General features: G+C 44.8%; 23 protein-coding genes. 12 read left to right on the top strand and 11 right to left on the bottom strand.

The features are described from left to right. Nucleotides 1-651: 651 nt before the first annotated feature. The 8 genes from LZG72_RS17195 (at nucleotide 652) to LZG72_RS17230 (ending at nucleotide 8,851) form a co-directional block, all read left to right on the top strand. The gene (locus tag LZG72_RS17195) at nucleotides 652-2,880 is read left to right on the top strand and encodes a TonB-dependent receptor (RefSeq protein ID WP_233875302.1); all 2,229 of its coding nucleotides are present in this window, start codon (nucleotides 652-654) and stop codon (nucleotides 2,878-2,880) included. A 23-nt stretch (nucleotides 2,881-2,903) separates the two neighbouring features. Then, nucleotides 2,904-3,557, top strand: coding sequence for a hypothetical protein (locus tag LZG72_RS17200; protein WP_233875304.1), 654 nt, complete (start codon nucleotides 2,904-2,906; stop codon nucleotides 3,555-3,557). Next, on the top strand, nucleotides 3,512-4,654 hold the full coding sequence (locus tag LZG72_RS17205; protein ID WP_233875306.1) for a sensor histidine kinase: 1,143 nt from the start codon (nucleotides 3,512-3,514) through the stop codon (nucleotides 4,652-4,654). The genes LZG72_RS17200 and LZG72_RS17205 overlap by 46 nt, the downstream gene beginning before the upstream one ends. A gap of 128 nt (nucleotides 4,655-4,782) precedes the next feature. After that, on the top strand, nucleotides 4,783-5,568 hold the full coding sequence (locus LZG72_RS17210) for a LytTR family DNA-binding domain-containing protein (RefSeq protein WP_233875308.1): 786 nt from the start codon (nucleotides 4,783-4,785) through the stop codon (nucleotides 5,566-5,568). Nucleotides 5,569-5,694: 126 nt separating this feature from the next. Further along, the gene (locus tag LZG72_RS17215) at nucleotides 5,695-6,468 is read left to right on the top strand and encodes a Ku protein (protein ID WP_233875310.1); all 774 of its coding nucleotides are present in this window, start codon (nucleotides 5,695-5,697) and stop codon (nucleotides 6,466-6,468) included. Then, nucleotides 6,465-7,370 carry a non-homologous end-joining DNA ligase gene (ligD, locus tag LZG72_RS17220; RefSeq protein ID WP_233875312.1) on the top strand — a complete coding sequence of 302 codons (906 nt, stop codon included), beginning with the start codon at nucleotides 6,465-6,467 and terminating at the stop codon, nucleotides 7,368-7,370. The genes LZG72_RS17215 and ligD overlap by 4 nt, the downstream gene beginning before the upstream one ends. 78 nt (nucleotides 7,371-7,448) lie before the next feature. Next, nucleotides 7,449-8,606, top strand: coding sequence for a glycoside hydrolase family 18 protein (locus LZG72_RS17225; RefSeq protein WP_233875314.1), 1,158 nt, complete (start codon nucleotides 7,449-7,451; stop codon nucleotides 8,604-8,606). 41 nt (nucleotides 8,607-8,647) lie between these two features. Further along, nucleotides 8,648-8,851 (top strand): helix-turn-helix transcriptional regulator, encoded by a 204-nt coding sequence (locus tag LZG72_RS17230; protein ID WP_233875316.1) that lies wholly within the window; start codon nucleotides 8,648-8,650, stop codon nucleotides 8,849-8,851. A 59-nt stretch (nucleotides 8,852-8,910) separates the two neighbouring features. Here LZG72_RS17230 and nfi read toward each other — a convergent pair whose 3' ends face one another. Beyond that, on the bottom strand, nucleotides 8,911-9,651 hold the full coding sequence (nfi, locus tag LZG72_RS17235) for a deoxyribonuclease V (protein ID WP_233875318.1): 741 nt from the start codon (nucleotides 9,649-9,651) through the stop codon (nucleotides 8,911-8,913). 57 nt (nucleotides 9,652-9,708) lie between these two features. Between nfi and LZG72_RS17240 the strand changes: the two genes are divergently transcribed. Both LZG72_RS17240 and LZG72_RS17245 read left to right on the top strand, forming a co-directional pair. Further along, a complete protein-coding gene (locus LZG72_RS17240) occupies nucleotides 9,709-10,215 on the top strand; it encodes a hypothetical protein (RefSeq protein ID WP_233875320.1) in 507 nt (168 codons plus the stop codon). A 225-nt stretch (nucleotides 10,216-10,440) separates the two neighbouring features. Beyond that, nucleotides 10,441-10,659: a hypothetical protein gene (locus LZG72_RS17245; RefSeq protein ID WP_233875322.1), complete on the top strand. Its 219-nt coding sequence runs from the start codon at nucleotides 10,441-10,443 to the stop codon at nucleotides 10,657-10,659. A gap of 76 nt (nucleotides 10,660-10,735) precedes the next feature. On the opposite strand, the gene LZG72_RS17250 is transcribed toward LZG72_RS17245, so the two are convergent. From LZG72_RS17250 to LZG72_RS17275, 6 genes are all read right to left on the bottom strand, one after another. Next, nucleotides 10,736-12,040 carry a DUF5690 family protein gene (locus LZG72_RS17250; protein ID WP_233875325.1) on the bottom strand — a complete coding sequence of 435 codons (1,305 nt, stop codon included), beginning with the start codon at nucleotides 12,038-12,040 and terminating at the stop codon, nucleotides 10,736-10,738. Between the two features lie 18 nt (nucleotides 12,041-12,058). Then, a complete protein-coding gene (locus LZG72_RS17255) occupies nucleotides 12,059-13,417 on the bottom strand; it encodes an aspartate aminotransferase family protein (RefSeq protein WP_233875328.1) in 1,359 nt (452 codons plus the stop codon). Continuing rightward, nucleotides 13,414-15,078 carry an alkaline phosphatase family protein gene (locus tag LZG72_RS17260; RefSeq protein WP_233875331.1) on the bottom strand — a complete coding sequence of 555 codons (1,665 nt, stop codon included), beginning with the start codon at nucleotides 15,076-15,078 and terminating at the stop codon, nucleotides 13,414-13,416. The genes LZG72_RS17255 and LZG72_RS17260 overlap by 4 nt, the downstream gene beginning before the upstream one ends. Nucleotides 15,079-15,096: 18 nt before the next feature. Further along, nucleotides 15,097-16,248 (bottom strand): TIGR03364 family FAD-dependent oxidoreductase, encoded by a 1,152-nt coding sequence (locus LZG72_RS17265; protein WP_233875334.1) that lies wholly within the window; start codon nucleotides 16,246-16,248, stop codon nucleotides 15,097-15,099. Between the two features lie 24 nt (nucleotides 16,249-16,272). After that, on the bottom strand, nucleotides 16,273-16,977 hold the full coding sequence (locus LZG72_RS17270) for an HAD-IA family hydrolase (RefSeq protein ID WP_233875336.1): 705 nt from the start codon (nucleotides 16,975-16,977) through the stop codon (nucleotides 16,273-16,275). A 157-nt stretch (nucleotides 16,978-17,134) separates the two neighbouring features. Beyond that, complete coding sequence (locus LZG72_RS17275) at nucleotides 17,135-17,713, bottom strand: helix-turn-helix domain-containing protein (protein WP_233875338.1); 579 nt, start codon at nucleotides 17,711-17,713, stop codon at nucleotides 17,135-17,137. Between the two features lie 203 nt (nucleotides 17,714-17,916). Here LZG72_RS17275 and LZG72_RS17280 point away from each other — a divergent pair, with 203 nt between their 5' ends. Together LZG72_RS17280 and LZG72_RS17285 are read left to right on the top strand one after the other, a co-directional pair. Continuing rightward, entirely contained in the window at nucleotides 17,917-19,002 is a 1,086-nt protein-coding gene (locus tag LZG72_RS17280) for a glycosyltransferase family 4 protein (RefSeq protein WP_233875340.1), read from the top strand. Nucleotides 19,003-19,006: 4 nt separating this feature from the next. Further along, a complete protein-coding gene (locus tag LZG72_RS17285) occupies nucleotides 19,007-20,107 on the top strand; it encodes a glycosyltransferase (protein WP_233875342.1) in 1,101 nt (366 codons plus the stop codon). Between the two features lie 201 nt (nucleotides 20,108-20,308). Here the strand turns inward: LZG72_RS17285 and LZG72_RS17290 are convergent, their stop codons facing one another. The 4 genes from LZG72_RS17290 to LZG72_RS17305 form a co-directional block, all read right to left on the bottom strand. Next, the gene (locus LZG72_RS17290; protein WP_233875344.1) at nucleotides 20,309-21,466 is read right to left on the bottom strand and encodes a cellulase family glycosylhydrolase; all 1,158 of its coding nucleotides are present in this window, start codon (nucleotides 21,464-21,466) and stop codon (nucleotides 20,309-20,311) included. A 56-nt stretch (nucleotides 21,467-21,522) separates the two neighbouring features. Next, nucleotides 21,523-22,596 carry an aminotransferase class V-fold PLP-dependent enzyme gene (locus tag LZG72_RS17295; protein ID WP_233875346.1) on the bottom strand — a complete coding sequence of 358 codons (1,074 nt, stop codon included), beginning with the start codon at nucleotides 22,594-22,596 and terminating at the stop codon, nucleotides 21,523-21,525. A 60-nt stretch (nucleotides 22,597-22,656) separates the two neighbouring features. Further along, a complete protein-coding gene (gene serA / locus LZG72_RS17300; protein ID WP_233875349.1) occupies nucleotides 22,657-24,564 on the bottom strand; it encodes a phosphoglycerate dehydrogenase in 1,908 nt (635 codons plus the stop codon). Between the two features lie 155 nt (nucleotides 24,565-24,719). After that, nucleotides 24,720-25,694, bottom strand: a complete 975-nt coding sequence (locus LZG72_RS17305) for a YheT family hydrolase (RefSeq protein WP_233875352.1) — start codon at nucleotides 25,692-25,694, stop codon at nucleotides 24,720-24,722. Nucleotides 25,695-25,775: the final 81 nt, after the last annotated feature.

Raw genomic sequence — 25,775 nt, forward strand, 5'->3', positions numbered from 1 at the left:
TTATGTTGATGAGCTTTTGCCCAAGTAATTTGAAAGTACCTGACTGTACCATGATTGTTTATAAAAAAATTAAAGCGTTATGCAACCCCACTTACCGAACTTCCCGACTTCAAATACAATAAAAAATAATCTTTAGAGATCAGGAAATAACCGAGGTCATCCCTGTTACTTGATTGTAGAAATGCTGCCACCTCTCTTTGCGCATCCGTTTCAGATTTAGCACCCGTTACGGTCAAGACTGCGCCTGGCTTAAGAGTATTGATTGCGTTGTTTCCTAATGAAGCTACCATATTGATATTTTGGTTGAGGTTAGTCTGTTTTAGAATTGCTTTTCACTCACTCAATAAATAAATGTGCCAGATCAGCGAAACTTTCAGATGTACAAGAGATTCTGATAGCTTCCAGGTTTAACTTTTTACTGAAAATAACCAAGTAAATATTTGAATACAAGGAGTTTGAGCAAATTTTATAAAATTTTCATTTCATTCTCAAAAAGTTATAAAACGACAAAATCCTTCTACACTTCATCCCCGTACTTTTACGCTTCAACCACCCAATTCTAAACTTCGGTCAGGTCCGTTTCTCAGGCTTTTTCATTGTGTTCAACTTTGGGGAATGTGAAATGTGATAAAGTGAAATGTGAAATGTGAAATGAGAATTTACCTGATTGTCTTGCTTCTGTTTGCCGCTGCTTCGGCAGGCGCTGCTTCGGCAGGCGCTGCTTCGGCAGGCGCTGCTTCGGCAGCGGCTGCGCAAACATTGATTTCCGGGAGGGTCTTGGATCAGAAAGGAGGAGCTGTTCCCGGCGCTAACATTACATTGAAAGGTACTTATGACGGTACTTCGTCGGATGCAGACGGGAGCTTTGCGTTTGAAACAGATGAAACTGGCAATCAGCTTCTCAGCATTCAGGCCTTGGGATTCAAAATGCAGGAGATCAGTATCACCTGCTCAGGCCAGCCCATTGCAATAAATGTTTCTCTTAGCGAAAGCATCAACCTGCTCACAGCGGTCACGATCACAGCCGGCGCCATGGAAGCAAATGATGAAAAGAAATCGGTCGTATTGAAGCCGATCGACATTGTCACTACCTCGGGCGCGATGGGCGACATTACGGCTGCATTACTCACATTACCGGGCACTTCCACAGTGGGGAATGACGGGAGATTGTTCGTACGAGGCGGCGACGCGTCGGAAACGTCCATTTATATAGATGGCCTGCAAGTGGGAAATGCATTTGGCAGTACCGCGTCCAACATCCCCACAAGAACCCGTTTCAGTCCCAATCTTTTCAAAGGATCGTTTTTCAGTACCGGCGGTTACTCGGCGGAATATGGGCAGGCATTGTCGTCCGCATTGGCATTGAATACGCTGGACCTGCCGCTGCGCAACCAGGGAGATATCAGTATCATGTCGCCGGGTGGCGGTTACACGCAAACTTTGGTAGGGAAGCAAAATGCATTGACTGCGTCCGGAAACTACTATAATCTGGCACCGTACCAGTCTTTAGTCCAACAAAACTTTGATTGGAAAAAAAGTCCGTCGAGCTGGGATTCGGAGCTTTCGGTGAGGCAAAAGTGGGGAAATGCGGCGGAAGGGAAATCGGGGTTTATCAAAGCTTATTTCCACACCGAAGGCAGCACAATGGCGATCTGGCAAAAAACTCCGGGCAACGATTTGCCTGGCGAAGACAGCCGCGGCGACCGGATGGCATTGAATAACCGCTATTCTTACGGAAACATATCAGCAAAGCATTCAGGGAACAAAGGCTGGTTCTTTTACGGCGGAATGGCTTTCTCGCACAACCGCGACAAGTTCAATATCAACTATGAACCTACCCGCCAGATTAATCAATTAGTACACTCAAAAGCAGTTGCGGTCAAAGATTTCTCACCTCAGTTTTCGTTAAAAAATGGTTTGGAATGGTATGTAAAATCCTACTCGGAGGCATTAACAGACGAAAACCGTAAAAGAAACTATACGGATCATCAGTTCAATCATTTCATCGAAGCCACTTACTATTTCAGCAATAAACTGATTATGGTGGGTGGATTGCGGACCGGACATAGTTCTCTTGCCAAGGAAACCTGGATAACGCCGAGATTTTCGGTTGCTTACAAACTTGAAAACAGGGGCCAATTTTCATTCGCAGCCGGCAGATTCAAACAGTTGCCGGAAGAAAAGATCCGGGTGCTTCAGACTGACCTGAAAAAAACAGCGGCGACACATTACATTCTCAATTACTTCTTCGTCAACGACAACCGGACTTTCCGGGCGGAGTCTTTTTACAAAATCTATGATCATCTCATTACCTACAAAGGATCGGCAACGAGTCCGGCCCGCATCGCTCAAAACGGTTCAGGCTATGCGCGCGGCATCGACTTTTTTTATCGGGACAAAAAATCCATTAAAGGGACGGACTTCTGGATCACGTACAGTTTTGTGGATAGCAAACGTCATTTCGCTAATTATGAAACGAAAGTCCAGCCTTCCTTTGCGCCCAAACACAACGGTTCGGTGGTCGTGAAGCATTTTGTAAATGCGCTTAAATCGCAGTTGGGATCATCCTGGTCATGGAATACCGGCTATCCATTCGACAATCCGAATTTGCCGGGTGAAATGCAGTGTAAAACAAAATCTTATAGTGACCTGAGTGTGAGCTGGAGTTATCTGCCAAAGCCAAATGTGATTATTCACGTCGCTTGTTCCAATGTGCTCGGGAGAGATAATGTATTCGGCTACCGGTACTCTTCTCAGCCGGATGAAACCGGTACGTTTGCAAGTCTGCCGATCGGCCAGGGAGCGAAACGGTTTGCATTCATCGGACTCTTTATCACGCTTTCCAAGGACAAAGCGGCCAATAATCTAAACAACTTATAAACAACCATTTTAACCAATAAAATATGAAAAAGTTGATCACTTTCGTGACCTTAAGTTTACTAGCCGCATTTTCCGCATTCGCACAAGACACTCCATATCAAAAAGCGATGAAAAAGGAAATCGCCAAAGTGATAGATGCCGATTCATTGCCGGAGCTGCAGCAATCTGCGAATGCATTTTCCAGGATTTCTGAACTGAACCCAAAAGAGTGGCAACCGCTGTATTACAATGCATTAGCATATACTTATCAGGGATTAAATGCCCGTTTGACGACGGATAAAAAGGATGAGGTACTCGCATTAGCTGATGCGTTGGTCAAAAAAGCAGATGCACTTTCTCCTGAGAATGTGGAAATCGTGACTTTACAAGGGTTTGTAATTATGGCAAAATTGAGCGCAGATCCGGCGGGCCGCGGACAAAGTTTGTCCGGACAAGTAATGCAAACGTTTGGTCGAGCTTTATCGCTTGACAGTAAAAATCCGCGTGCATTGATCATGATGGCACAAATGGAGGCAGGCATGGCGAAATTCTTTGGCTCCGGTCCGGAAAAAGCCTGTAGTTTGGCGAAGCAAAGTGCGGAGATTTTTGCGGCGCAGGATGAGGAAGCATTGAAAGCTGCGATTTTGCCAACATGGGGAAAAAACCTCGCGGAACGGATGGTCAAAACTTGTCAGTAACTCGTAACTTACCCGACAAACCTTTCGATATGTCTGGCCCAAAATATAGCAGAGGCTCTAAAAAATTCTGGAATTTCTCACCTGCTTTTTTGGGAGTCAATTTCCTGATCGCTACGGGTATTGCCTTGCTTGGTTGTCCGGAATGCTTTCTGAGCCTGAAAGGAATTAAGGAGATCCGGGACGATATTTTGATCTCATTCGTGATGTCCTGCATGCTGAGTTATGGCGGTTTTTTGTTTGAAGATTACTTCGACAAGACGATTTCCTGGATCAAATTTCCCGTAAAAAGACTGGTACTGGAATGCCTTGGTTACTTTCTGTACGTTTTCATCGTCAGTTTCATCATTATTTTTCTTGATCAGTATCTTTTGCGGGGAGCTTTTACGTTACGGACGATCCCGTGGAAAGACCTCGTCAACTGGACCAAATTTCCGATGCGGATATCGTTCGTGATCAGTTTTATACTGATCAGCCGCTCGTTTTTGCTGGAATGGAGAAAAGCAGCGATCGAATCGGAGCAGCTCAAAACGGAACGGGTTGCGCAACAATTCCAGTCGTTGAAAGATCAGCTGAACCCGCATTTCCTTTTCAATTCGCTGAATGTGCTGAGTAATCTGGTCTATGAAAATGCGGATTCTGCGGCGCGGTTTATCAATCGATTGTCGAAAATTTACAGATATGTACTCGATGTGCAGCAGGAGGAATTGGTACCTCTGGAAAAGGAGCTGGATTTTGCTGAAAACTATCTCTCGTTGCAAAAAATACGGTTCGAGGAAAGTTTGCAGTTTCAGATCCATGTATCCAATAGTCAGGCTGGATTTTTACCTCCATTATCACTGCAATTGCTTTTGGAAAATGCGATCAAGCATAATATTGCTTCGGCAGAGAACCCCCTGAGAATTGATATTGCACTGGAAAACAATGCATTAGTAGTGAAAAATAATTTGCAGTTGAAAAGCAGCATCTCCGACGATTCAGTGGGGATCGGGCTTTCGAACATTAGTAAGAGATACGAATTGCTGAGCCAGGAACGGATTTCGGTTTTGAATGATGGGGAATGGTTTGTTGTTAAATTGCCGCTCTTGCGGGTTGGTTGAGCGTTCTCCCCTAAATCCCCTCAAGGGGACTTGGCATTTGCGACGAAGACTATTCCTTAATTTCTCCCCTTTAGGGGCCGGGGGCATTACGAGTCTCCCCAACACAAGACATAACTTTCTAACTATTAATGACAGCACACGACGGCCTATCCGCTTCTCAAATGAAAATCCTGATCATTGAAGACGAAAAGCCGGCGGCCCGACGTCTTATTCAACTGATAACCGAAAAGCTGCCGGGTTCCGAAATCCTCGGAAACCTCGATACGGTGATCGCATCTGTGGCCTGGTTCAACAAAAATCCACAACCGGATCTCCTTTTTCTGGACATTCAACTGGCCGACGGCATCTGCTTCGAGATTTTTGAAAAAGTAAAGGTTACTGCGCCGATCATTTTCTGCACGGCTTATGACCAGTATGCGATCAAGGCTTTCAAACTTAATAGCATTGATTATTTGTTGAAACCGGTCGATCCGGAGGAATTGGGTAATGCGCTGGATAAGTTTCAGCCGGGGCGGAAAGAGCCGGCTATTTCTCTGGAACAGATCCGGCATTTACTCCAGCCAGCTACAAAAGCATTTAAAACGCGCTTTCTGGTTAAAATCGGCGAGCGTATCCAGACGGTCGACATCGCGGATATTGCATTCTTTTTCAGCGAGGATAAAGTTACATTACTGCAAACGAGGCAGGCGAAAAAGTATGTTGTCGATTACACATTGGATGAAATTGAGGATATGGTCTCGCCGGAGCAGTTTTTTCGTCTTAACCGGAAATATTTGAGTTCGATCAATGCGATTAAGGATGTATTTACGTATTCCAATAGCCGGTTGAAGGTTCATCTTGAAAACTGTACGGATAATGATGTTTTGGTTAGCCGGGAGAAAATGGGGGGATTTAAGGATTGGTTGGGGCAATGATTTTAAGCCACGGATACACGAATAAGGCACGAATGAAACACAAATCTATTCGTGTATTAGTGGCTTAAAAAAAAATTAAGGCACGGATTTTGAATGCATTGCGTCATAACCTTTTCAGCAGATTTTATGAGAGCAATATGGTCCGGGGCGATTGGGTTCGGCCTCGTTAATATTCCCGTCAAACTTTTCAGTGCCACGCAGGCCAGCGAACTGGACCTCGATATGCTGGACAGAAAAGACCACGCAAATATTAAGTACCAGCGCGTCAATGCAAATACCGGCAAAGAAGTGGACTGGGACAACATTGTGAAAGGCTACAAAGTCGATGACGAATACGTGGTTTTGGATGAAAAGGATTTTGAAAAAGCCAGTCCTGAAAAGACCAAAATCATCGAGATCGCCGAATTCATCAATGAAAAAGAGATCGACAGCATTTACTACGAAACACCGTACTACCTGCAACCCGAAAAATCGGGTTCCAAACCGTATGCATTGCTTCGCGACGCATTAAAAAAAACAGGTAAGGCTGGATTGGGATCTTACGTACTGCGTAACCGCGAAAGTCTTGTTTTGATCAAACCGGCGGGAGACTTGCTGATCCTGAACAAGATACGCTTCCAGGATGAGATCCGCGACACGGAAGAACTGAATATTCCCGAGGTCAAAATTAAACCCGCCGAATTAAATATGGCCATTCAGCTCATCGAACAGCTTACTACCGACTTCGACATTTCCAATTACAAGGATACGTACAATGAGAACTTGCTGAAACTAATCATGGCCAAGGCAAAAGGTAAAAAACCGCCGACCTCAAAATTGAAAATTGTGCATTCGAAAAGCAAGGATCTTATGGCCCAGTTGAAAGAAAGTCTTGCCGCCCCTAAACGAAAAGCATCATGAAAAAGAAAGCTGAACTCACAAACCTGGACAAAATCTACTGGCCGGATGAAAAGATCACGAAAGGTGAGCTTCTCGAATATTATAGTAAAATCGCACCTTATATTTTACCATACCTGAAAAACCGTCCATTATCATTGCGGCGCCAGCCAAATGGGATCAAGGATCCGGGCTTTTTTCAGAAAGATGCGAGAGACCATGTACCCGATTGGGTAAAAACATTTGAAATCCACGCAGAATCGACGGATAAGATGGTGAATTACATCATCGGGAATGATGTGGAGACACTTTTATATGTTGCGAACCTCGGCTCTATTGAAATGAACCCGTGGAATTCCACCATTTCCAAGCTCGATTATCCCGACTACATTGTCATGGATATTGACCCGTCGGAGAAGAATACATTTGACGATGTGGTGGATGTGGCATTGACGATCAAAGGAATTTTGGATCAGATTGGCGTGGAAGGATTTTGTAAGACTTCCGGTTCACGGGGGCTGCATGTGTACATTCCATTTAATAAAAAATATGATTACGATGAGGCCAAATCATTTGCTGAAATTATGGCCAGCCTCGTTACCGACTATCTTCCAAACCTGACCACCCTGGAACGGTCGCTTTCCAAGAGAAAGAAGAATCACATTTACATGGATTTCATGCAAAATCGCATTGCACAAACATTGGCGAGTGCGTACAGTGCCCGCCCCAAACCGGGAGCAACCGTTTCCGCACCGTTAGAATGGAGCGAAGTGAAGCATGGATTGTCCCCGAAAGAGTTTACGATCAAAAACATGCTGAAACGGGTGGAGGAAAAAGGTGATCTTTTCAAAGGCGTGCTCGGCAAAGGCATTGATATGCATAAAGCACTGGAGAAACTGGAATCGCTGCATCAGGAACAAGGTTGAGCAAAGGTTTTCCCAGCACGATTAGGAGTTAAGTTGAAGTAATATTTACTTTGGTTACTTCAACTATCTCTTGTTCCCATGCATCGATTTATCCCAACAAAAAACCTTCTTTTAGTATTTTTTGCTTCCTTTTCCCTGTTTATAACGGGTTGTAAGTCCGAAGAAAAACAAGAAAATGCAGCTTCTGATTCTACCAGCAAGCCAGCCGTCATCGGTTACGTAGGCGGATTTCACGGTTTACTCAAAACAGACGAAATCGACGTAGAAAAACTCACGCATATCAATTATGCATTTGTGGATGTAAAAGCGGGAAAAGCTTTTTTGAGCAACCTGAAAACGGATTCGACCAACTTTCGAAACCTGAATCTGCTAAAAAAGAAAAATCCCGATCTGAAAATCCTCATTTCCCTCGGTGGCTGGACGTGGAGTGAAAACTTCTCCGACGCGGTGCTGACTGATTCTTCACGTCAAATTTTCGCAAAAAGCTCCGTCGACATCATCCGGAAATATGAGCTGGACGGTGTGGATATCGACTGGGAATATCCCGGCATTCCCGGGGAGGAAGGCAATGTGTACCGGTCCGAAGACAAGCAAAATTACACACTGATGTTCGAGGCGCTACGCAAGGAACTGGATGCATTTGAAAAGGAAAGCGGCAAAAAGAAAATGCTGACGACGGCCACCGCTGGCTTCATTTCCTTCCTGAATACGACCGAAATGGGAAAAGCTTCCGAGTATCTGGATTTTGTGAACTTAATGACCTATGATCTTTTCCAGGGTGATACGGTGGTCCATCACGCAAATCTTTACCAAAGTGATAAGTACAATTCGCAACATTCAGTAGACAAAGCGGTTAAAGCATTCCACGCAGCCGGCGTCCCCATGAACAAGCTTGTCGTAGGACTTCCATTTTACGGCAGGATGTTTAAGGTTCAAAAATTTGAAAAAGGTTTTGGTCAAAAACAGGTTGCTCAGGAATATGTGGAAGGTTATACTTATTTCAAGGATAGTTTGGTCAACAAAAAAGGCTTTAAAGCATTCCGCGACGAAGTGGCGAAAGTACCTTATCTGGTCAATGAAAAAACCGGCGAAATCCTGATGTACGAAGACGAAGAATCCGTACGCGAGAAATGCAAATATGTGTTGGATAACAAGTTGGGCGGCGTCATGTTCTGGGAATACGGCTCCGATCCGAAGAATTATCTGCTGAACGAGATTGATAAGGTTATGAGGTAATGCACCCTGTATTTCGCATAAAAACTACATAGTAAAAGAGAATGAAGAAGGCGAGTAACCGTATAAAGGCTGTTTTGGCAGAACAACATAAAACCAATAATTGGCTAGCAGATCAGCTTGATATGAACCGCACTACGGTTTCTAAATGGTGCACAAATCAAATGCAGCCAACAATGGAGACCTTATACGAAATCGCCGAGGCATTAAACGTAGACGTGCGCACTCTGCTGGTACCAAACAAATAGCCTAAAAGACACGCAGTTCACTTACCCCGGGCTTCAGCCCGGGGATTAAAAAGCTAGCATTAAAAAAGCCTCAGCTCTTTAACCTCGTGAAATCCCTCTTCTAATTGGCCGGTCCGAAACAGATTTACCATTTCGTGCGCCCGGCGCGTCGGCTCGGGCAGACGGTGTTTTCCAACGCATTTCAAAGCAATAGTCAGACTGTCCTGAAGATTCATATTATTACCGGGTGAAATGAACACCGGCTTCACGTTATTCTTGGTTCGCACCGCATAGCCAATCTGCTCGGACCGATCGATTACGACAGTAAAATCTCCTTTATTTTCGCCTGGTTCGTCATATTTCCCCGCCAGTTTTGATTTTGCACACCCGAGCGTAGCAGTATCGGTCAGCACCCCAAAGTGAGATGCAATGCCCATTCTTCGTGCGTGCAGAATTCCATTTCCATCAAACATCACAATGTCCGGCTTAATAGGAATTTGCTCATAAGCCTTTAATAATGAAGGGATTTCACGAAATGCAAGATAGCCTGGGACGTAAGGAAAAGTGGTGCTGCTTTTCACCAGCGAGTAGGAAACCGGCTGTAAATCAGGAAAACTCAGGATCACCATTCCCGCGTAAACCGCCTCATCGTGTACCGATAAGGAAATGTCCGCGCCGGCGATGGAGGTTATCGGCTTATTTAATGGGTTCAGCTTCAAAAATTTGATCAGACCACGCTGAATAACAGTCGCCTCACTAATCGTCAGCTGGTCATAGTTCGACTCAGGCGTTGGTGCATTTTGAATCAGATCGGCTGGCATGATATTCGTGATTATAGTTCTAATTATCACTTTTATATAAAAAACCAGGCCATCCTCATGGAACATACTACTGTAAAGCGTAAATGGGCAAATTGGAAATTCATCGCATTCATCGTAATCCTCATCGCCATTTTTATAAAATTCTTTGTACTCAAAGAGCATGATGAAAATGCCCCTGTAATTGTTGAAATGAACCTTGCCCAGGTTGCATTCAGGAGCCAGGCCGAGGTGGAAGCTGTTTTGGGAAAAGGGAAGCTTGATAGTTATTATAAGGACGAGGAAGCCGGCTGTGACAAATGTCCGAAGATAATCTACCGCGAAGGCAAGATCGAGATCATTTTTATAAATGAGATTGCCGACAGGATTATTTTAAAAGGTTTATCCGATTATGATTTTGAGGACCGGGTCATTCTGGGACTTCTCGACCTGAAAGAAAACATTGCCCCGAAGGTGGACGAGGACGGATTGAAGCGGTGGGATAACTACCAGAAATACACACAGATCTCCGCATTTTCGTCTGGCAACAATCTGGATTACATTTTAATCAAAGCAAAAACAAAGTAAATTCAATTGTACTATTCGAATATTAACTTGCCACTACTTAACAATTTTATTTTTAGACGCCAAATAATATTTGGCGTCTTTTTTATAAATAAACTGCTCGTCATCAATAGAAACCATTCGTCAGCTGGTTTGCTCACTCGTTAAATTGTTAGCTAGGCTATCAGATTTAGCAATTAGATTTGCATAGTCAAATAAGACAAAGACAAGATTCAAACAGATATAGCAATGAAAAATTCCATAACCACATTCGTTTGCGCCATGGCGCTCAGTACAAGTTTCGCATTCGCCAACAATAGCAATGAAACAGATTCAAAATCAGCATTACCGGCTTCAACTCCGGTAATCGAAACTCCGGCACCACAGAATACAAAAACGGTGAACGAGTATACCAAATACACCCCGGCGCAGAAAGCTGCAATCGTAGAGCTTAAAGTCGCGAAATAAGTATTGAAATAGAATAAAGGTGAAATTGAGATTAAAAAGGGGAACACATGATTCTCCTTTTTTTATGCCTGAAAAATCAAATCGGGGCGAATGAAGAATCATTTTCGCGGGGTAACTGCCCGGTCCGGTACCTTTCGAAATATACATTGCTTAATGCGAGCAAGATAACTCCAATCCCGAACTGCAGATACGAAAACTGCATCAACACCCGCGACCAGCTCAGGTCTTCCATAAAGAACTCTTTGTACAACAAAAGCCCGACACTGCCCATATAGCCAATGCTTTCGCAGATATAAACAAAGTAGCCCGCGTTAGCCTTGATGCGCAATAATGCAATCATCCGATCGAACACCACAGTTTGTAAAACGGTATACGCAAGGAACATACCGAGGCCGATCAGGAACATCCAATAAAACCCGTTGATCAGCGCCTTTTCGTAAAGTAATGTGGAAAGTCCGATCAACGTCATTCCTGCAAACAAGATCAGGTTTGCTAACCTGAAACCAATGAGGTTGTTCCGCACAAAAGCCAGTGAGCCGATAACGATCAATACCGTCAGGCCGGTGACGATTTCCGTGGTGGATAACACGCTGCTTGCCCATTTAACGTCGATTTCATTCCAGATCTCGATTGTGAAATTGTCGCGAAAGTCGCGTACAATGACCAGTGTGGCATAAAACATGACAAGACAAATGATTGGAAAACCGAGTTGCCTCATGACGAGCTGCTTATCTTCTTTTGTCATGGGGAGTCGCTCCGTTCTCAGCCTGATGTCCTCCGCGGTAGGTTTCGGGATCACCGATAACATCCAAACAAACAGCAGAAAAAGCGGCAAAAACAAAAGTCCCATCAAAAAAGGCATCCAGAATTCGGACACGGCCGGGACAATTTTGTGAATTTCAATATAAGTCGTTTTGAGGATGCCGGAAGCAACCACAACGCTGATATTCAATCCCATCGCCAGCATTTCAGTAAATTTACGGCCTTCCAAAAAACTGAAAATAACGCCCCATACCATACCGAGCGGCAGTCCATTGAAAAACAGGAAGATGAAATTATAAGGGTATGGTACCAGGCCGAAAAAAAGCAGCGCAGTTTCGGCGAAAAGGATCAGGGAAATTACGAGAATGACACGTGAACCGGGTTTTAACTCGGAGATGACCTTTATTCCGGTAAATTTTGAAAGCGTATATCCTGCAACCTGGGAAATGATCAGAATGGCTTTGAAGCTTACGTTCCAGAGTTCCAGTCCCTGATAAAGTCCGGCATTAAAGGGTTTCCTGAACGCATACATGCAAAAATATGCCCCAAATGAGGCTACCAGCGCCCAAATAATGAAAAAGGTATTCGAGCGCACAAGTGATTCCCTCAGTCGCAGCATATTTGTATTCGTTTTTTTTCAGATGAATGTGGATGCTTTTTCGAGCGCGTTATCCAGAATCCGCAATGCTTCGCTGAGCTGATCGCGGGTAATAATCAGTGGCGGGGAAAGTTGCAGAACGTTACCCTGTGAAACTTTGAAGCTCAAACCGTTTTTCAGGCATTCATACATTACTACTTCCGCCTGCCGCACCGCCTTTTCCCGCGTTTCCCGGTCGGTTACAAACTCGATACCCCAAAGCAATCCAACCCCGCGAACGTCGCCGATGAGCGGGAATTTTTGTTGCAGTCTTTCTAATTCTCTCCGCATGAATGCCTCATCTTCCTGCACTTTTACCAGGATGTGGTTTTGCTCCATAAAGTCGAGCATTGCCAGTGCGGCAACGCTGCCGAGCGGACTTTTTTCGTGGGTAAAATGACCCAATGAGACATTCTGAGCTACATTATAAGAATCCCGCGCTACAATCGCAGCCATAGGCATAATGCCGCCACCCAGCCCTTTTCCCAGGCAAATAATATCAGGCTCAATGTTATAATGCTCGAACGCGAACATCTTGCCGGTGCGACCAAACGCAATCGGGATTTCATCGAGGATGAGCAGCACGTGATGTTTTGAACAAATTTCCCTTACCCGCCGCCAGTAAGCCTGCGAAGGGATCTGCACGTCGGTATTACGGATGGTTTCTATGAGAAATGCACCGATATCTCCTTCTTTTTCAATGACATATTCCAGGTAATCGGCATAGGGTAAATCGCCGGTGGAGCCATTCGAAAATGGGCCACGGTACGTCATTGGCGGCGGAATCCGTTCCACTCCGGGCATCAATGGGCCCATATCTTTTCGGAAATCCAGCTCACCTCCCGCGGAAATGGCATCCAGCGATGCGCCATGAAACGAGTCCCAAAGTGAAACCACTTTATGCTTTCCGGTAACGATCCGGGCCAATTTCAATGCCATACTAATGGCGGAAGTACCGCCGGGCGCAAACAGAACGCGGTTCAAATCCCCCGGCAGCAAACTGCCTAACTTTTTGGCAAGCTCAATGGCCGGAACGTTGGCAAATCTTCTCGGAGAAAATGGCAGGATATCCAGCTGTTCTTTCAGCTTTTGTATAATGTACGGATTGCGGTAACCGAGCTGATGCACGTTGTTACCGTGAAAATCCATATATGTTTTACCCTGAATATCAGTCAAATAAATCCCCTCGCAAGAAGCTAATACATCCAGACAAGGTGTGGACAACGACTGGTGCAGAAAATGCGCCTCGTCTTCATGCAAGTACGAAATCGTGTCCGGATCATCGATCACCGCGTACCACTCCCGGCGGGCCGCTGACAAATTAATATCTCCTTCTGTTCGGTGATGCGTCCCGGTCATTTTACGAATAGTTTATCGGCCGGGATCAGTTGCTTCGCGACACCCGGACCTTTGTAAAATGCGTCAAGCCAGAAGCCTCCGCCATTATTATAATATTCCACGCGGATCGGATGCTTTCCGGCAGTCAGTTCGATTGTTCCTGTTTCCTCTTTTACACCGTGGTTTCCATCGTTGTCCACCACTTCTTTTCCATCAACAAACAGTTTGCTTCCGTCATCGGATTGGGTAGTGAAAAGATATTTTCCGGGTTGGTCGATTCGAATAAAACCTTCAAAGTTCACCGCAAAACTCTCATTGCCTTTTTCCAGAAGCTCGTTAATCTCATCGCGTTTCATCCCGAATTCCGGGCTTGTCCAGGAAGATCCTTTTTTCATTTTGGTAAAATCAGGCAGCTTTTTCAGGTCGTTACCCTGGTAAAAAGTGGCCGACAATCCATTGCCCAAACCCGATTTTACCACCCGAAAATAAGCCGTCGAAAGTACACTCGCATTGCCTTTTTCATCAAATGCCCTGGCTTTTACAACCGTCGTTTGATTTACGATAAATGGCTTTTCGTACTTCGGAGATTTTGCATCTGGATCGCTACCGTCCGTTGTATACCTTAATGTCCCGTTTTCGATTTTACTTTCCATCTTCACCGCCGGCGTTTCATCGATATACAGCCCGCCAGCTTGTTGGTAGAGCTTTCGCTCGGGAAATATAACCGGCGCGTCGACTGACTTTTCTCCCAACCAAAGGTTTTCAGGCTCATTAAACCCTTCAAATGCAGACTTTACCGGGCGCCCGATCCAGGCATAAGGCTGCTGAATTCCAGTCACAAATGCGATCGTCGATGCGAGATCATAGGTATAAACCTGTTGTTCGATTTTATAACCTTTTTTGACACCCTTTCCATAGAAAACACCGGCTATTTCCGCTTCCTGGGGCGTTGCGCCACCATGCCCGTAACCAATTCCTCCGTGGTCCGCCCACAAAATGACCAGCGTTTTGTCCATTATGCCCGCATCTTTTATGCCTGCCAGGATTTTTCCGATCAGTGAATCTGCCTTGGCAACGGACTTGTAATATTCATCAGAACCATGTCCTCCGTGGTGACCGCCGTGATCGACGTGATCAAAATGCACAAATCCTAATGCAGGTTTTTTTGTTTTAATATAGTTGATAAAATCAGCGGCAGTAGAATCCTCGGTAGAAAAACGCTTATCATAATTCACCGCGCTTTTTTGAAATAACCTCCCAAAACCGTCCCAATGATAAACCACGCCAATTTCTGCATCGGGCTTTGCCTGGTGAAGCACACTGAAAATAGTTGGGAAGCGGCCGTCAGCCTCATTCACAATGGGTGGCAGCGAATGATCGTCCATTTCCCAGTCGTTATTGATGATCCCATGCTGCTCGGGCCCAGCCCCCATGATCATCGACGCCCAGTTCTGGCTGCTAGCAGAAGTAAGTACCGTCCTCACATTCCATTTCACGCTCCCATTTGTGATCATATCATCGATCACCGGCGTTTCTGCTTTCCTGATCCCATCCGGACTCAGGCCATCCACACCGATCACGATTACATGTTCGATGCCATCAGGCTTGTCTTCCGATTTCTCTTTACATCCTATCAGAAACAAAAATGCGGCAGAGAAAAGAATAGTAGGTTTAAGGAACATAAAAATTAAAAGTCAGGGTTAGGAATAGGCTGGATCTTTTAGAATAGGATTGTAGGTTCCGGCTACTACCTCGTCGCAGAGGCCGAAAGAAAGAGTCATTCCATTGCCGCCGAGACCGTTGATGATGGTCACGCCGCTTTCCGGTTTTAGTACAATTTCGGTTGCTCCATTCGTCATTTTGGGATAGATGCCGTGCCAGGTTTGGAATACTTTCGGAGATTTGAACCGGGCAAATGTGGCCAGGTAATCCAGGATCATGGTATTTATAAATTCACGGTCGAACGGATCGAACGTCAATGCATATTCGTGAGAATCACCAACTGTGATCTCCCCCAGCCCATTTTGGGACGCCATTACGTGAATCCCCCATTTAAGGTACTCACTATATTCGCGCTCGTACCGGGCTTTCAAACCAGGCAATGAAGCCGCCGCTTTAAATCCGTGATAATGGATCAAGGAAAGTCCACCGCACAGTGCCGGGCCAATTTTCCAGTTATCCGGCTGGGCTTCCAGGCGGAGCATTTGTAATTTACATTTGGTTAATGGCGCTGCGCTGAATTGCTCCGGGTAAAGTGTTTCAAAATCCTGACCGCTGCAAACATAGATTTCATCCGCCGACCAGCTTTTTGAACCGGAACTGACATTTGGATAAGCTATTTGCGAAATGGCTGTATTCCAGATAAATGCCACTCCCAAAACCGTTTCCAGATATCCCGGAATCGCGGCTATCGCTTCGCGCGGGTCCACGATCATTTCATCGGCGGAATAAAGCGAGCCGAGTAACCCGCTGCCATTCACTGCGGGTGATTTTTCCAGTGTCTCAATTGCATTCAGTATCCTGACCGGACGATGTGCACTTACTCCGGCGAATTGCTGCATCACCTCAAACTCATCATTCTGATACGCCATATGCAGGCTGCCACCTTCGTAAGACCAGCATTTTGCGCCCGCCAGTACTTCTTTCCAAATGCTTTTGGCATGCAAAGCACGTTCATAAAGCTTCCCTTCCGGCTGCCCGATCGGCCATATCATCCCGAAATTCCGGATGGATGCGCCGATCGCTTTGGAAGATCTTTCGATAACGGTTACCTGATATCCGCGGGTTGCCAAGGCTCGCGCCGTCGCCAATCCTACGATTCCTGCTCCGATAACAACAGCAGATTTAGCCATTCCGATAAAATTAATTTTTGCAGACTAAGCCTTTGCCGCAAAGGCGTGATTTGAAGAAATGATACCCACTACATCCGCGATATCATCAATAATGTGTGTAGGCTTAAAAGGTACTAATTCCTCGCGGGTAAATGCGCCGGTTGTCACCGCGATCACGTATTTGCAGCCCGCATTAATTCCTTCATTTATATCTACCTCCGTATCACCTACCTTGGCAATATTTTGCGCAGATCCGACACCCAGTTCCTGCATGATTTTATGGATCATATCCGGGTAAGGTCTGCCATACGGAACCTCATCGCTCGCAACCAGCAGGTCAATTTTGCTTTCCCAGCCCAGACGGGCGATGATGACATCTGCAATGTCCCGGGAGAAGCCTGTATTCAATGCTATTTTGATACCCTCGGCACGAAGCATGTCAAACGTTTCTTCCACATGGGGAAGCGGGCCGATTTCCCGGGTGGTTTTGTAAAAATCAATCATTCCATTTACAAAACGGGTATGTATCCTGCCGACTAAGTCCTTCGTGATTTTAGTCTTGTCCGATTCGCGGACTTCCAGCATCATTCGAATGGCAAGTGGCTTTTCATAACCCATTAATGGATTAATGTCGGCAATGGCAATCTCATACCCTTCTGACTTCATCGCTTCCTGAAAAGCAATTCCAACAAAATTCTTGTCTTTGACAGTCGTTCCCGCCATATCAAAAACAACCAGTTCTATCGACATCTCTAACATGTAATTGGTGAACTTATACTGAACAACTAAAATACCATAAACGGTATATAGCAAAAATAGAGATCGTTCACCGAAAGTGCATTACTAAAATGTTAATTAATATTTAACTTTTAGTTGTTATGCATGGAGGGTCGGATTACACAGAATGTTACTGGGGCTCATTGAAAAAGTAGATTACAAGCAGTAAAACTTCATCTCCATCTATGCATTTTGGATTGTGAAGCTCATTGGCGTCAAAGAACATAGAATCGCCCTGATGGAGTACATACTTATTTTTTCCGACCGTATATTCCACCGATCCCTGCAACACATACTTAAATTCGAATGCATTGGTGCGGACCATCGGGCGCCGGGCGTCTTTTTCCAGGCGAAGCAGTACCACATCAATGTGATTATCCTTAAACTGTTTGCTGAAAATCCGGTGGTAGTAAAAGCCTTTGGCGTTTTCTTTGGTAAAAGGCTGATAATCGTCTTTTCTTCGGATCAGTACGTTTTCACCGGGGGCCGTGGAAATAATGTCTTTGAAAAACACATTGAGATCAATATCCAGCGCCTTTATCAGGCCCAGCATCACAGGCAAAGAAGGAATAGTCCGGCTGTTTTCAATCTGCGAAACCAAACTTTTGGTTACTCCCGCCTCGTCAGCAATTTCCTGAAGTGTAACACCTTTGCTTTTCCTGGCCTCCTTAAGTTTGTTACTGATCTGGAAAAGAATATCCTCTTGCATGCGAACTAACTTTTATGAAGTACTAAACTACTTAACAAAGCGATTAAGTGATTTTTCGTTCGAAATATGGTTTAAAGATTGCTACAAACAAACCGTTAAATAAATTGTCAGTACCGTTTGAAGATTAAATTGCATTACGCTAATTTACATTCTAGTTTTAATCCGCAATTGATTTTTACCCTACCTCATCCTACTTAATACTTTTGGAAAAAGCCAGATTGGTATACGTCCTACATGACATTCAGGTCGGGGGAGTAGAAGTTGCCTTAATATCAGCCATTCCGACATTATATCGGAACTTTGATTTGAATGTGATCGTACTTGGAAAGATTGACAACAGAATGGTAGCAAATCTTTCTGATGAGCAAAAATCCTGCTTTAAAACCTTTAATTATCCCCTGATCACCTACCCGGCTACCCTCCCGGGCATTGCATATTACATTGTTCGGTTACGCCCCAAGATCCTGGTTTCGTCACTTTGGAGAGCCTCGCTGCTTGGCGTGATGGTTAAGAAATCACTTCCGGGATTAACCTTTATTTCCTTTGTTCACAGCACTACGTTTTTTCACAAACTCGACAAGCTCTTTACAAAAGCAGCATTAAGGAATGCAGATCACGTTTTTACGGACTCGACTGCAACCTCACAGTTTGTTCAGAAAGAATTACACGGCTCGACTGACGTAACGGTCATTTCATTTTTTATCCAAAAATCCCCCGACGAAAAAGTAAATGCACCCCATACCGGCGACGTCCGATTCATGTTCCTGGGACGTATGAACAAAGTCAAGAACCTGACCCTGACCGTGGACACCATCATGAAACTGCGCTCGCGGGGATTGAATGTATCGCTGGACCTTTATGGGCCCGATGATGGAATGCTCAAAAACCTTCAACAATATATTGAGCAAAATCAGTTGGGACCGATCATCAAATACAAAGGCGAGGTGAATGCAGATCAAAAAGCGGCCGCATTTAATGAACATCATTTCCTGATTCAGCTTAGCTCGCATGAAGGAATGGCCATGAGCGTGGCGGAAGCCATGCAGCGCGGGCTTGTATGCTTTACAACTCCCGTCGGTGAGATCAAAAATTATGCGGATGATATGCGCACAGCGGTTTTCGCTAACATTTGGGAAGACGCTGAATGGGAGAAATCAATAGATAAAATCGCCGATGTTGTGGCTGACCCAGCTAAATATGAACAAATCTCAACGAACTGTTTTCGACAGTTCCAAAACGTAGAAACTTATTCCACTTCTTTATCCAACGCCATCTCTACACACGTTTGAATTCATGAAAATAGTACATGTTATCACCCTGGCTGAACTCGGCGGAGCACAATCAGTGGTATTGAACCTTGCAAGTGAAAGTATTCTTCACGGAGATGAAGTGATGGTCGCCTCATCTGTCCCTGGTGAACTTTGGAACACATTGCCCAAGGCGGTACACCAGTATAAAATCCAGGTGTTACAACGCAAAATCAGCTGGTCGGACGACATCGCCGTGATCCGTGAGTTACGAAGAATAAATACCCATTTTAAGCCGGATATCGTTCATCTTCACTCATCGAAAATTGGTATCCTGGGCCGCCTGGCATTTCCTTCCTCCAAGATCATCTACACCATTCACGGTTTTGATTCGATCCGGATCGCATTTCCCAAGTTTCTGCCGCTTGAACGAGTTTTGCAAAACCGGTCGAGGTATACGGTGGGAGTAAGTATGTATGACCTCGCTAACCTCGCAAAAGAAGGTATCAACCGGAACATCAATTGCATTTACAACGGCATAATCGATCGTTACGAATCGGACCAGTTGACTGAGCGCAAAGGAATGACGGAACTGGAGGATAAGATCCTTTCGAAAAGCGGTTTCAGGGTAATGTGCATTGCGCGGATCTCACCTCAGAAAAAGTTTGACCTTTTTTGCGAAATCGCTGCAAAAATGGAAAATGAGGACATTCAGTTTTTCTGGATCGGGAATAAACAAGAGGTTACTAATCTGCCGGCGAATGTACACTGCCTCGGACAGGTGGAAGATGCCCACCAGCTTTTGAAATATGCCGATCTGTTTATCCTGCCTACGAATTATGAAGGAATGCCGATTTCCATTATTGAAGCATTGTGCTACTCCGTTCCGGTAATCGCCTCCAATGTCGGGGGAATTCCGGAAATGCTGGATGGAAATAACGGATTAGCTGTCGAAAATAACGTCGAGGCTTTTAGTTCAGCAATTTTGAGGTACAGTCGTGATCGTTATTACCTGGAAATGGCTCGAGAAGCAGCAAGGAAATCGTACGAAAATCATTTCACGGTTCAGAAAATGTATGCCGCCTACCTGAAATTATACCAATCCATATCCAAGATAACAAGCCACCCGAGTGCCTATGTAATGTAACTTTACATTAGCGACCCACGTCGATCCCCGCGAAATCCTCAATGAAGTTTGCGGGCATTTACAACTGGAAAGTCAGTAAGAAAACGATAAAGTGCCTGGCTACGGCTTTCTCTGGCATTCAGGAAAGCGGCAGCATAAGATATAAAAGAGGGTTAAAAGCGTTCTGTCAAACGCTTTTAACCCTCTTTTATGTTCAGGCCACTACTTCGCAGCCGTCAAACTCTTGATTAAATCTGTTTCCTCCTTTTTATAAGGTGTTCCGTCTTTTCTGAAAATGTCGTGGAACCACAGATCAGGTTCTTTTGTGTAAGTTTTTTTCCAGCTGTCCCAGGGATAAATCGTTTGTGATTTACCATTCACCAGGCCCCAGTTGATCGCACCGACATGATACTTTTTAGCGATTGGAAGTGAGCCTTTAAAGAAGCTTCCATTACCTCTCGACATGTATTCCGTACAAATGAGTGGCCTGCCATATTGCTGCAGTTGCTTAATGCGCTTTTCAAAATCAGCTGCATCTTCATAATTATGGAAACTAACGACGTCCGATTCGTCGATCATCACTTTTTCGATCGGTTTCAAAGTTTCGTGAGAAGTCCAGTCGCCATTCCACACGCCGGCTGTAAGTGGCTGTGCTGGGTTCACTGAACGTGCCCAACCAAATGCTTTTGTCAACAATGGCAAAACATAATCCACTTTATTCGGCAATTCCACTTTTCCGTATGAACTGGTATTCGGATTATCCGGCTCGTTCCAGATATCCCATGCCAAAACGCGGCTGTCATTTGCGAATGCAGCAACGGTACCTTTCACATATCTCTCGAGGCGCGGATATTGTGTACTGTCTTTCAAAGCTTCCAGCCCCGGGCTTTGCACCCAACCCGAGTTATGAACTCCCGGCTTTGGCGCACGCTGCGTTCCCAGTTTTGGAAATGGGTCCCAGCAAGAATCAAAAAGTACAAATAACGGTTTGATTTTATGTTTTTCCGCAATGTTCAGAAACGTATCCAATCTTTTTACAAAACCAGCAGAATCCTCTTGAAACAGCAGATCGTGCAAATATACACGCATGGTATTCATGCCGATATTCTCAGCCCAACCCAGTTCACGGTTAATGGTAGCGGTATCGAAAGAAGCCTCCTGAAACATCTCGAGCTGATTGATGGCCGTACTCGGGAGGAAATCGGCACCAACCAGCCAACCTTGTTTGGCATACCATTCATTGGCCTGCTCCTTCGACCAGATCGAGCGACTGGCGGTGGATTCTACCGGAGTTTCCTCTTTTTTCTCCTCGGCTTTTTGGGAGCAATTTTGAAGTGCGAGGCATATCGCTAATGCCCAGGCGATCTTAAAAAATTTCATTGAACTTGAGTTTTATTTAAAAAGAGGCGCATTGATCGTATCTATACTTGTTTTTCTCATAGTTTACCTAACTCGTGGATCAATGCATCCGTTTGTTCGATGGAAGTCGCGGGGAAGTTTGCGATCCGCAATTGAGAGTCTTTGAACTTGCCGTAGCCGCTGCCTATCACCATTCCTTTTGATTTGATATTTTTAATAATATCTGCGGATGGAGTTTCGGTATTCACGACGACCACAGTTTGGGAACGGTTTGCTTTTTCTTTTACAAAAGAGGTAAATCCGCCCGTTTTTTCAACAAACTTGTAAAGCGCCTCCGCCTTTTGTTCCGTTTCTTTCCGGATGGTTTTAACGCCGATACGATTGAAATCCTCAGCAATTTTTCCCAGCAGGTAAATCAACATTACATTCGGAGTTGCGGGAGTTTCATTGTTCAGCGCATTCTTCCATAGGGTCGGCAAATCGTTGTGTGCGCCAATGGAATATTGTTTTTTAATGGACTCCGCTTTTTTCAGGCACTTTTCACTCACAATCCACACGCCCAGACCTGCCGGCAACCCGAACGCCTTTTGTACCGAAAAGAATGCGGTATCGATCAGATTATAATCAAAATCGGGATAAGGTGCCGACGAAACCATATCGACAGCGATCAGCTTGTCAGGATTTTTTTGTTTCAGTTTATGTATCTCTGCAACCGGCATTTGCACCCCGGAGCTGGTTTCATTGTGCGTTACACAAATCAGCTCTGCATATTCGGGAACCTGTATTTCGTTTGCAGCAAAGCCTTCACCCATCGGTTTTTCCAGGTGATGCGCGTACTTATTTAATGCACTGGAATAATCACAAAACTTCGTTGAAAACGAGCCATTTACCAGGTGAAAGCTTTCCAGCTCCACACAACTGAACAAAATACGCTCCCAAATCTCCGACGCCGAACCCAGAAACAATATCGCATGCGAGTCAGGCACATTCAGGAGAATGCGCAATTGATCAACCGTGAATTTATGCAAGTCCCGGTACTGCTGGCTACGATGCGAAATGGAACCGAGCTGACCTTCGACAAACGTTTTCAAATGACTTTCAAACGTAGGATAAAGCTGGGCAGGCCCGGGTGTGAAATAGGTTAATGGCATTGTTACCAATTGTGAATGAGTGAATCCGCCGTGAAACGGAGTGAATGACCGAATGAGTGATTAATAAAGCATCCGGAACCGGATTGTACCTTCCAGCTCTCTTACTTCCTGGATGAACTCTTCGGTATAGCCTTTTTCAATATCTACAATTACATAACCGATGTGCTCATTGGTTTTGAGATATTGGCCGGTGATATTGATGTTATTTTTACCAAAAATATTGTTCAGCTTCGCCAAAACGCCAGGTACATTGGCGTGGATGTGTAACAACCGGTGAGAATCCTTCAACTTTGGCAATTGTACTTCCGGGAAATTCACACTACCATATGAACTTCCATTGTTCATGAATTCCAGTAATTTGGAAGGAACAAAATGGCCTATATTTTCCTGCGCCTCCTCCGTACTTCCACCAATATGCGGAGTAAGGATCACGTTGGGCAAACCGAGCAATTCACTCTGGAACAGCTCGTCGTTCGTTTTGGGTTCTTTTGGGAAAACGTCCACTCCCGCGCCGGCCACTTTTCCACTTTTTACAGCTTCCGCCAATGCGTGAATATCTACCACATGTCCGCGTGACAAATTCAGGAATATCACACCGTCTTTCATTAACGAAAACTCCCGGGCACCGATCAGATTCGTATTTTCTTTGCGACCATCCACGTGCATACTCACCACGTCGCTGATACCCAGCAATTCTTCCAGACTATTTACCTTTCTGGCGTTCCCGATAGATAGTTTTTCAACTTCATCGTAAAAATAAACTTCCATGCCAAGTGCCTCAGCAACAACGGAAAGCTGCGTTCCAATGCTGCCGTAGCCAACCATACCCAACTTTTTACCGCGGATTTCAAAGCTGCCGTTCGCCGATTTGTCCCAAATGCCCTGGTGCAGCTGATTACTTTTACCGACAATGTTCCGGATCAACAGAATCATTTCGCCCACAGCAAGTTCCACCACGGAACGGGTATTACTATATGGCGCATTAAAAACAGCGATCCCGCGTTTCGCAGCTTCATCCAGGTCTATCTGGTTGGTACCGATACAAAAAGCACCGATCGCCATTAAACGGTTCGCATGATCCAGAACGCGTTTTGTTATATTCGTTTTTGAACGGATCCCGATAATCGAAACGTCTTTGATACGCTCGCAAAGCTCATCTTCATCCAATGCGCCTTTAACAAACTCTACATTAAAACCTTCCATTTCGAAAGCCTTCAATGCAGCCGGGTGCACATTTTCCAACAGTAAAACCTTGATGCGGCTTTTTGGATAAGACTGGCTTCTGCTCAGTTTGTTATCATATAAAAAGTCATCGAAAGAAGTCGCAATATGATCCGCAACGGCCATAACCCGCGGTCTTTCAATGTTTTCAGTAAATGCGTAAAAGCGGTTGGCCAGCCCGGAAGCCTTCAATTCATAATCCGTATACCCATCGCCGATTGCAAAAACATCACCGCTCAGATTGAGCGTAGTCAGGATTTTTATCTTGCCGCCATCGGTAGAAAGTGCATTATCCTCATCGATACCCGTGATATTTCCTTCTTCATCAAAGATAAACTCATTCGCAAAAACATGGTCCTCACGAATGCCCAGCTCCGTAGCTACGGGAACGATAAATTCCTTAAATCCACTGGAAACAATGTAAATCTGATCCGAATTCTCAGTCAGGAACTGGACATTCCGCTGAAACGAATCCGAAATTTTAGTCTTCAAAAACGAAACGAGTGATTCAATATGCGAACGATTTGCTTTCAGCAATGCGATACGCTGGCGCAACCCGTCAGCAAACGACATTTCGCCGTTCATGCCTTTATTCGTCAGGTCCGAGATTTTCTGAACGATAAGATCTTGTTCCGGATGACCTTTCAGCGCGATGGCTGCAAGTTCGTCAAGTCCTTCTACCTTAGTAAAAGTACTGTCAAAATCAATAATAATGTACGGTGCTGGATTGAGAGTCAATGTAGACATGAAGCGGGAAATAACTGAATAATGGTCTGGCTATTGGGCCACAAAATTACAAAATCTGTTTAGATATGATGGTAACAAAATAATCCCCGGATTCATTTATTGTCGGCCAGAATTCTCAGGTATCAGGAAAAATAGCTGGAATGATCTTAATTTAATCATGAATGATCCTTTTCGCGGGCATCGTTTTGAATAAATTCCAATGCTTTCTTTTCGGACCAATAGAATTCATCTTTGAGATTAGCGGGCCTGAAACCGCAGTGTCCGCCATCCCGGGTCACGAAAAAGTGGAGATTCCCATTTGATTCGATTTCTTTTACCGGCAGGCTTTCAAATGGGACGATAGGATCATTTTTTGCGGTAATGATGGCAGTCGGGATTGTGATATTTTCAACAAAAAACATGGAGCTGCATTTTTCATAATAGTCATCCGCACTTTTAAACCCGTGCAATGGAGCCGTGTAGAAATGGTCGAAATCATAAAGTGTCTTGACTTCTCCATTCAACATCAGCTTGATGTCCGCCGGAAATTTTCCTGCTTTTAGCCTCACTTTCGGATGTAAAGATTTCAAAAACCGGTGCATGTAAATGCTATTTTCGGCTTTGATAATCGAAAGACTGCACGCTTTAAGATCCATCGGCACACTGAACACGACTGCCTTTTCAATCGCGACATTTATCTCACTCCCTTTTTCTCCGAGATATTTCAATGTCAGATTCCCTCCCAGACTGAACCCGATTAAATGGATTTTAGTATATCCTTTTTTGAGGGCATGGTCGATAACCATCTGCAGATCCTCGGTCGCCCCACTGTGATAGAACCGCGCGGTCTGGTTCATTTCCCCGCCGCAGCTCCGGAAGTTCCAGGCGAGGCAATCAAATCCATGCTGGTTCATGAGCTTCACCATCCCTAGAATATACTGCCTGGAACTGTCACCTTCGAGCCCGTGTGAGAGAATGATGAGCGAGTTTGCCGGCTCTTTTTTGACATACGACCAGTCCAGGATCAGGAAGTCATCATCCGGTGTTACAATTTTTTCACGAAAATATTTTATTCCGTAGACCTTCCGAAAAAGGGCCGGATAGATGCTTTGAAAATGGCCATTTGGCAACCATTTAGGGGAAATAAGCACTTCAGTGTGGATAATGGGCACGCCGGTTTTGTGTTAAATTATCAAGAATTATTCTAACAAGCTCGAATTTTAATCTTGTTT

Source organism: Dyadobacter sp. CY323 (assembly GCF_021390245.1).
Classification (GTDB): domain Bacteria; phylum Bacteroidota; class Bacteroidia; order Cytophagales; family Spirosomataceae; genus Dyadobacter.

Excerpts from the sequence above, each read along its gene's own strand:
- LZG72_RS17210 (WP_233875308.1), top strand. The coding sequence starts at position 4,783 with ATGACAGCACACGACGGCCTATCCGCTTCTCAAATGAAAATCCTGATC.
- LZG72_RS17265 (WP_233875334.1), bottom strand. The coding sequence starts at position 16,248 with ATGGCTAAATCTGCTGTTGTTATCGGAGCAGGAATCGTAGGATTGGCG.
- serA (WP_233875349.1), bottom strand. The coding sequence starts at position 24,564 with ATGTCTACATTGACTCTCAATCCAGCACCGTACATTATTATTGATTTT.
- ligD (WP_233875312.1), top strand. The coding sequence starts at position 6,465 with ATGAAAAAGAAAGCTGAACTCACAAACCTGGACAAAATCTACTGGCCG.
- LZG72_RS17240 (WP_233875320.1), top strand. The coding sequence starts at position 9,709 with ATGGAACATACTACTGTAAAGCGTAAATGGGCAAATTGGAAATTCATC.
- LZG72_RS17200 (WP_233875304.1), top strand. The coding sequence starts at position 2,904 with ATGAAAAAGTTGATCACTTTCGTGACCTTAAGTTTACTAGCCGCATTT.
- LZG72_RS17260 (WP_233875331.1), bottom strand. The coding sequence starts at position 15,078 with ATGTTCCTTAAACCTACTATTCTTTTCTCTGCCGCATTTTTGTTTCTG.
- LZG72_RS17270 (WP_233875336.1), bottom strand. The coding sequence starts at position 16,977 with ATGTCGATAGAACTGGTTGTTTTTGATATGGCGGGAACGACTGTCAAA.
- LZG72_RS17295 (WP_233875346.1), bottom strand. The coding sequence starts at position 22,596 with ATGCCATTAACCTATTTCACACCCGGGCCTGCCCAGCTTTATCCTACG.
- LZG72_RS17290 (WP_233875344.1), bottom strand. The coding sequence starts at position 21,466 with ATGAAATTTTTTAAGATCGCCTGGGCATTAGCGATATGCCTCGCACTT.
- LZG72_RS17255 (WP_233875328.1), bottom strand. The coding sequence starts at position 13,417 with ATGACCGGGACGCATCACCGAACAGAAGGAGATATTAATTTGTCAGCG.
- nfi (WP_233875318.1), bottom strand. The coding sequence starts at position 9,651 with ATGCCAGCCGATCTGATTCAAAATGCACCAACGCCTGAGTCGAACTAT.
- LZG72_RS17275 (WP_233875338.1), bottom strand. The coding sequence starts at position 17,713 with ATGCAAGAGGATATTCTTTTCCAGATCAGTAACAAACTTAAGGAGGCC.
- LZG72_RS17205 (WP_233875306.1), top strand. The coding sequence starts at position 3,512 with ATGGGGAAAAAACCTCGCGGAACGGATGGTCAAAACTTGTCAGTAACT.
- LZG72_RS17245 (WP_233875322.1), top strand. The coding sequence starts at position 10,441 with ATGAAAAATTCCATAACCACATTCGTTTGCGCCATGGCGCTCAGTACA.
- LZG72_RS17195 (WP_233875302.1), top strand. The coding sequence starts at position 652 with ATGAGAATTTACCTGATTGTCTTGCTTCTGTTTGCCGCTGCTTCGGCA.
- LZG72_RS17225 (WP_233875314.1), top strand. The coding sequence starts at position 7,449 with ATGCATCGATTTATCCCAACAAAAAACCTTCTTTTAGTATTTTTTGCT.
- LZG72_RS17230 (WP_233875316.1), top strand. The coding sequence starts at position 8,648 with ATGAAGAAGGCGAGTAACCGTATAAAGGCTGTTTTGGCAGAACAACAT.
- LZG72_RS17215 (WP_233875310.1), top strand. The coding sequence starts at position 5,695 with ATGAGAGCAATATGGTCCGGGGCGATTGGGTTCGGCCTCGTTAATATT.
- LZG72_RS17250 (WP_233875325.1), bottom strand. The coding sequence starts at position 12,040 with ATGCTGCGACTGAGGGAATCACTTGTGCGCTCGAATACCTTTTTCATT.
- LZG72_RS17285 (WP_233875342.1), top strand. The coding sequence starts at position 19,007 with ATGAAAATAGTACATGTTATCACCCTGGCTGAACTCGGCGGAGCACAA.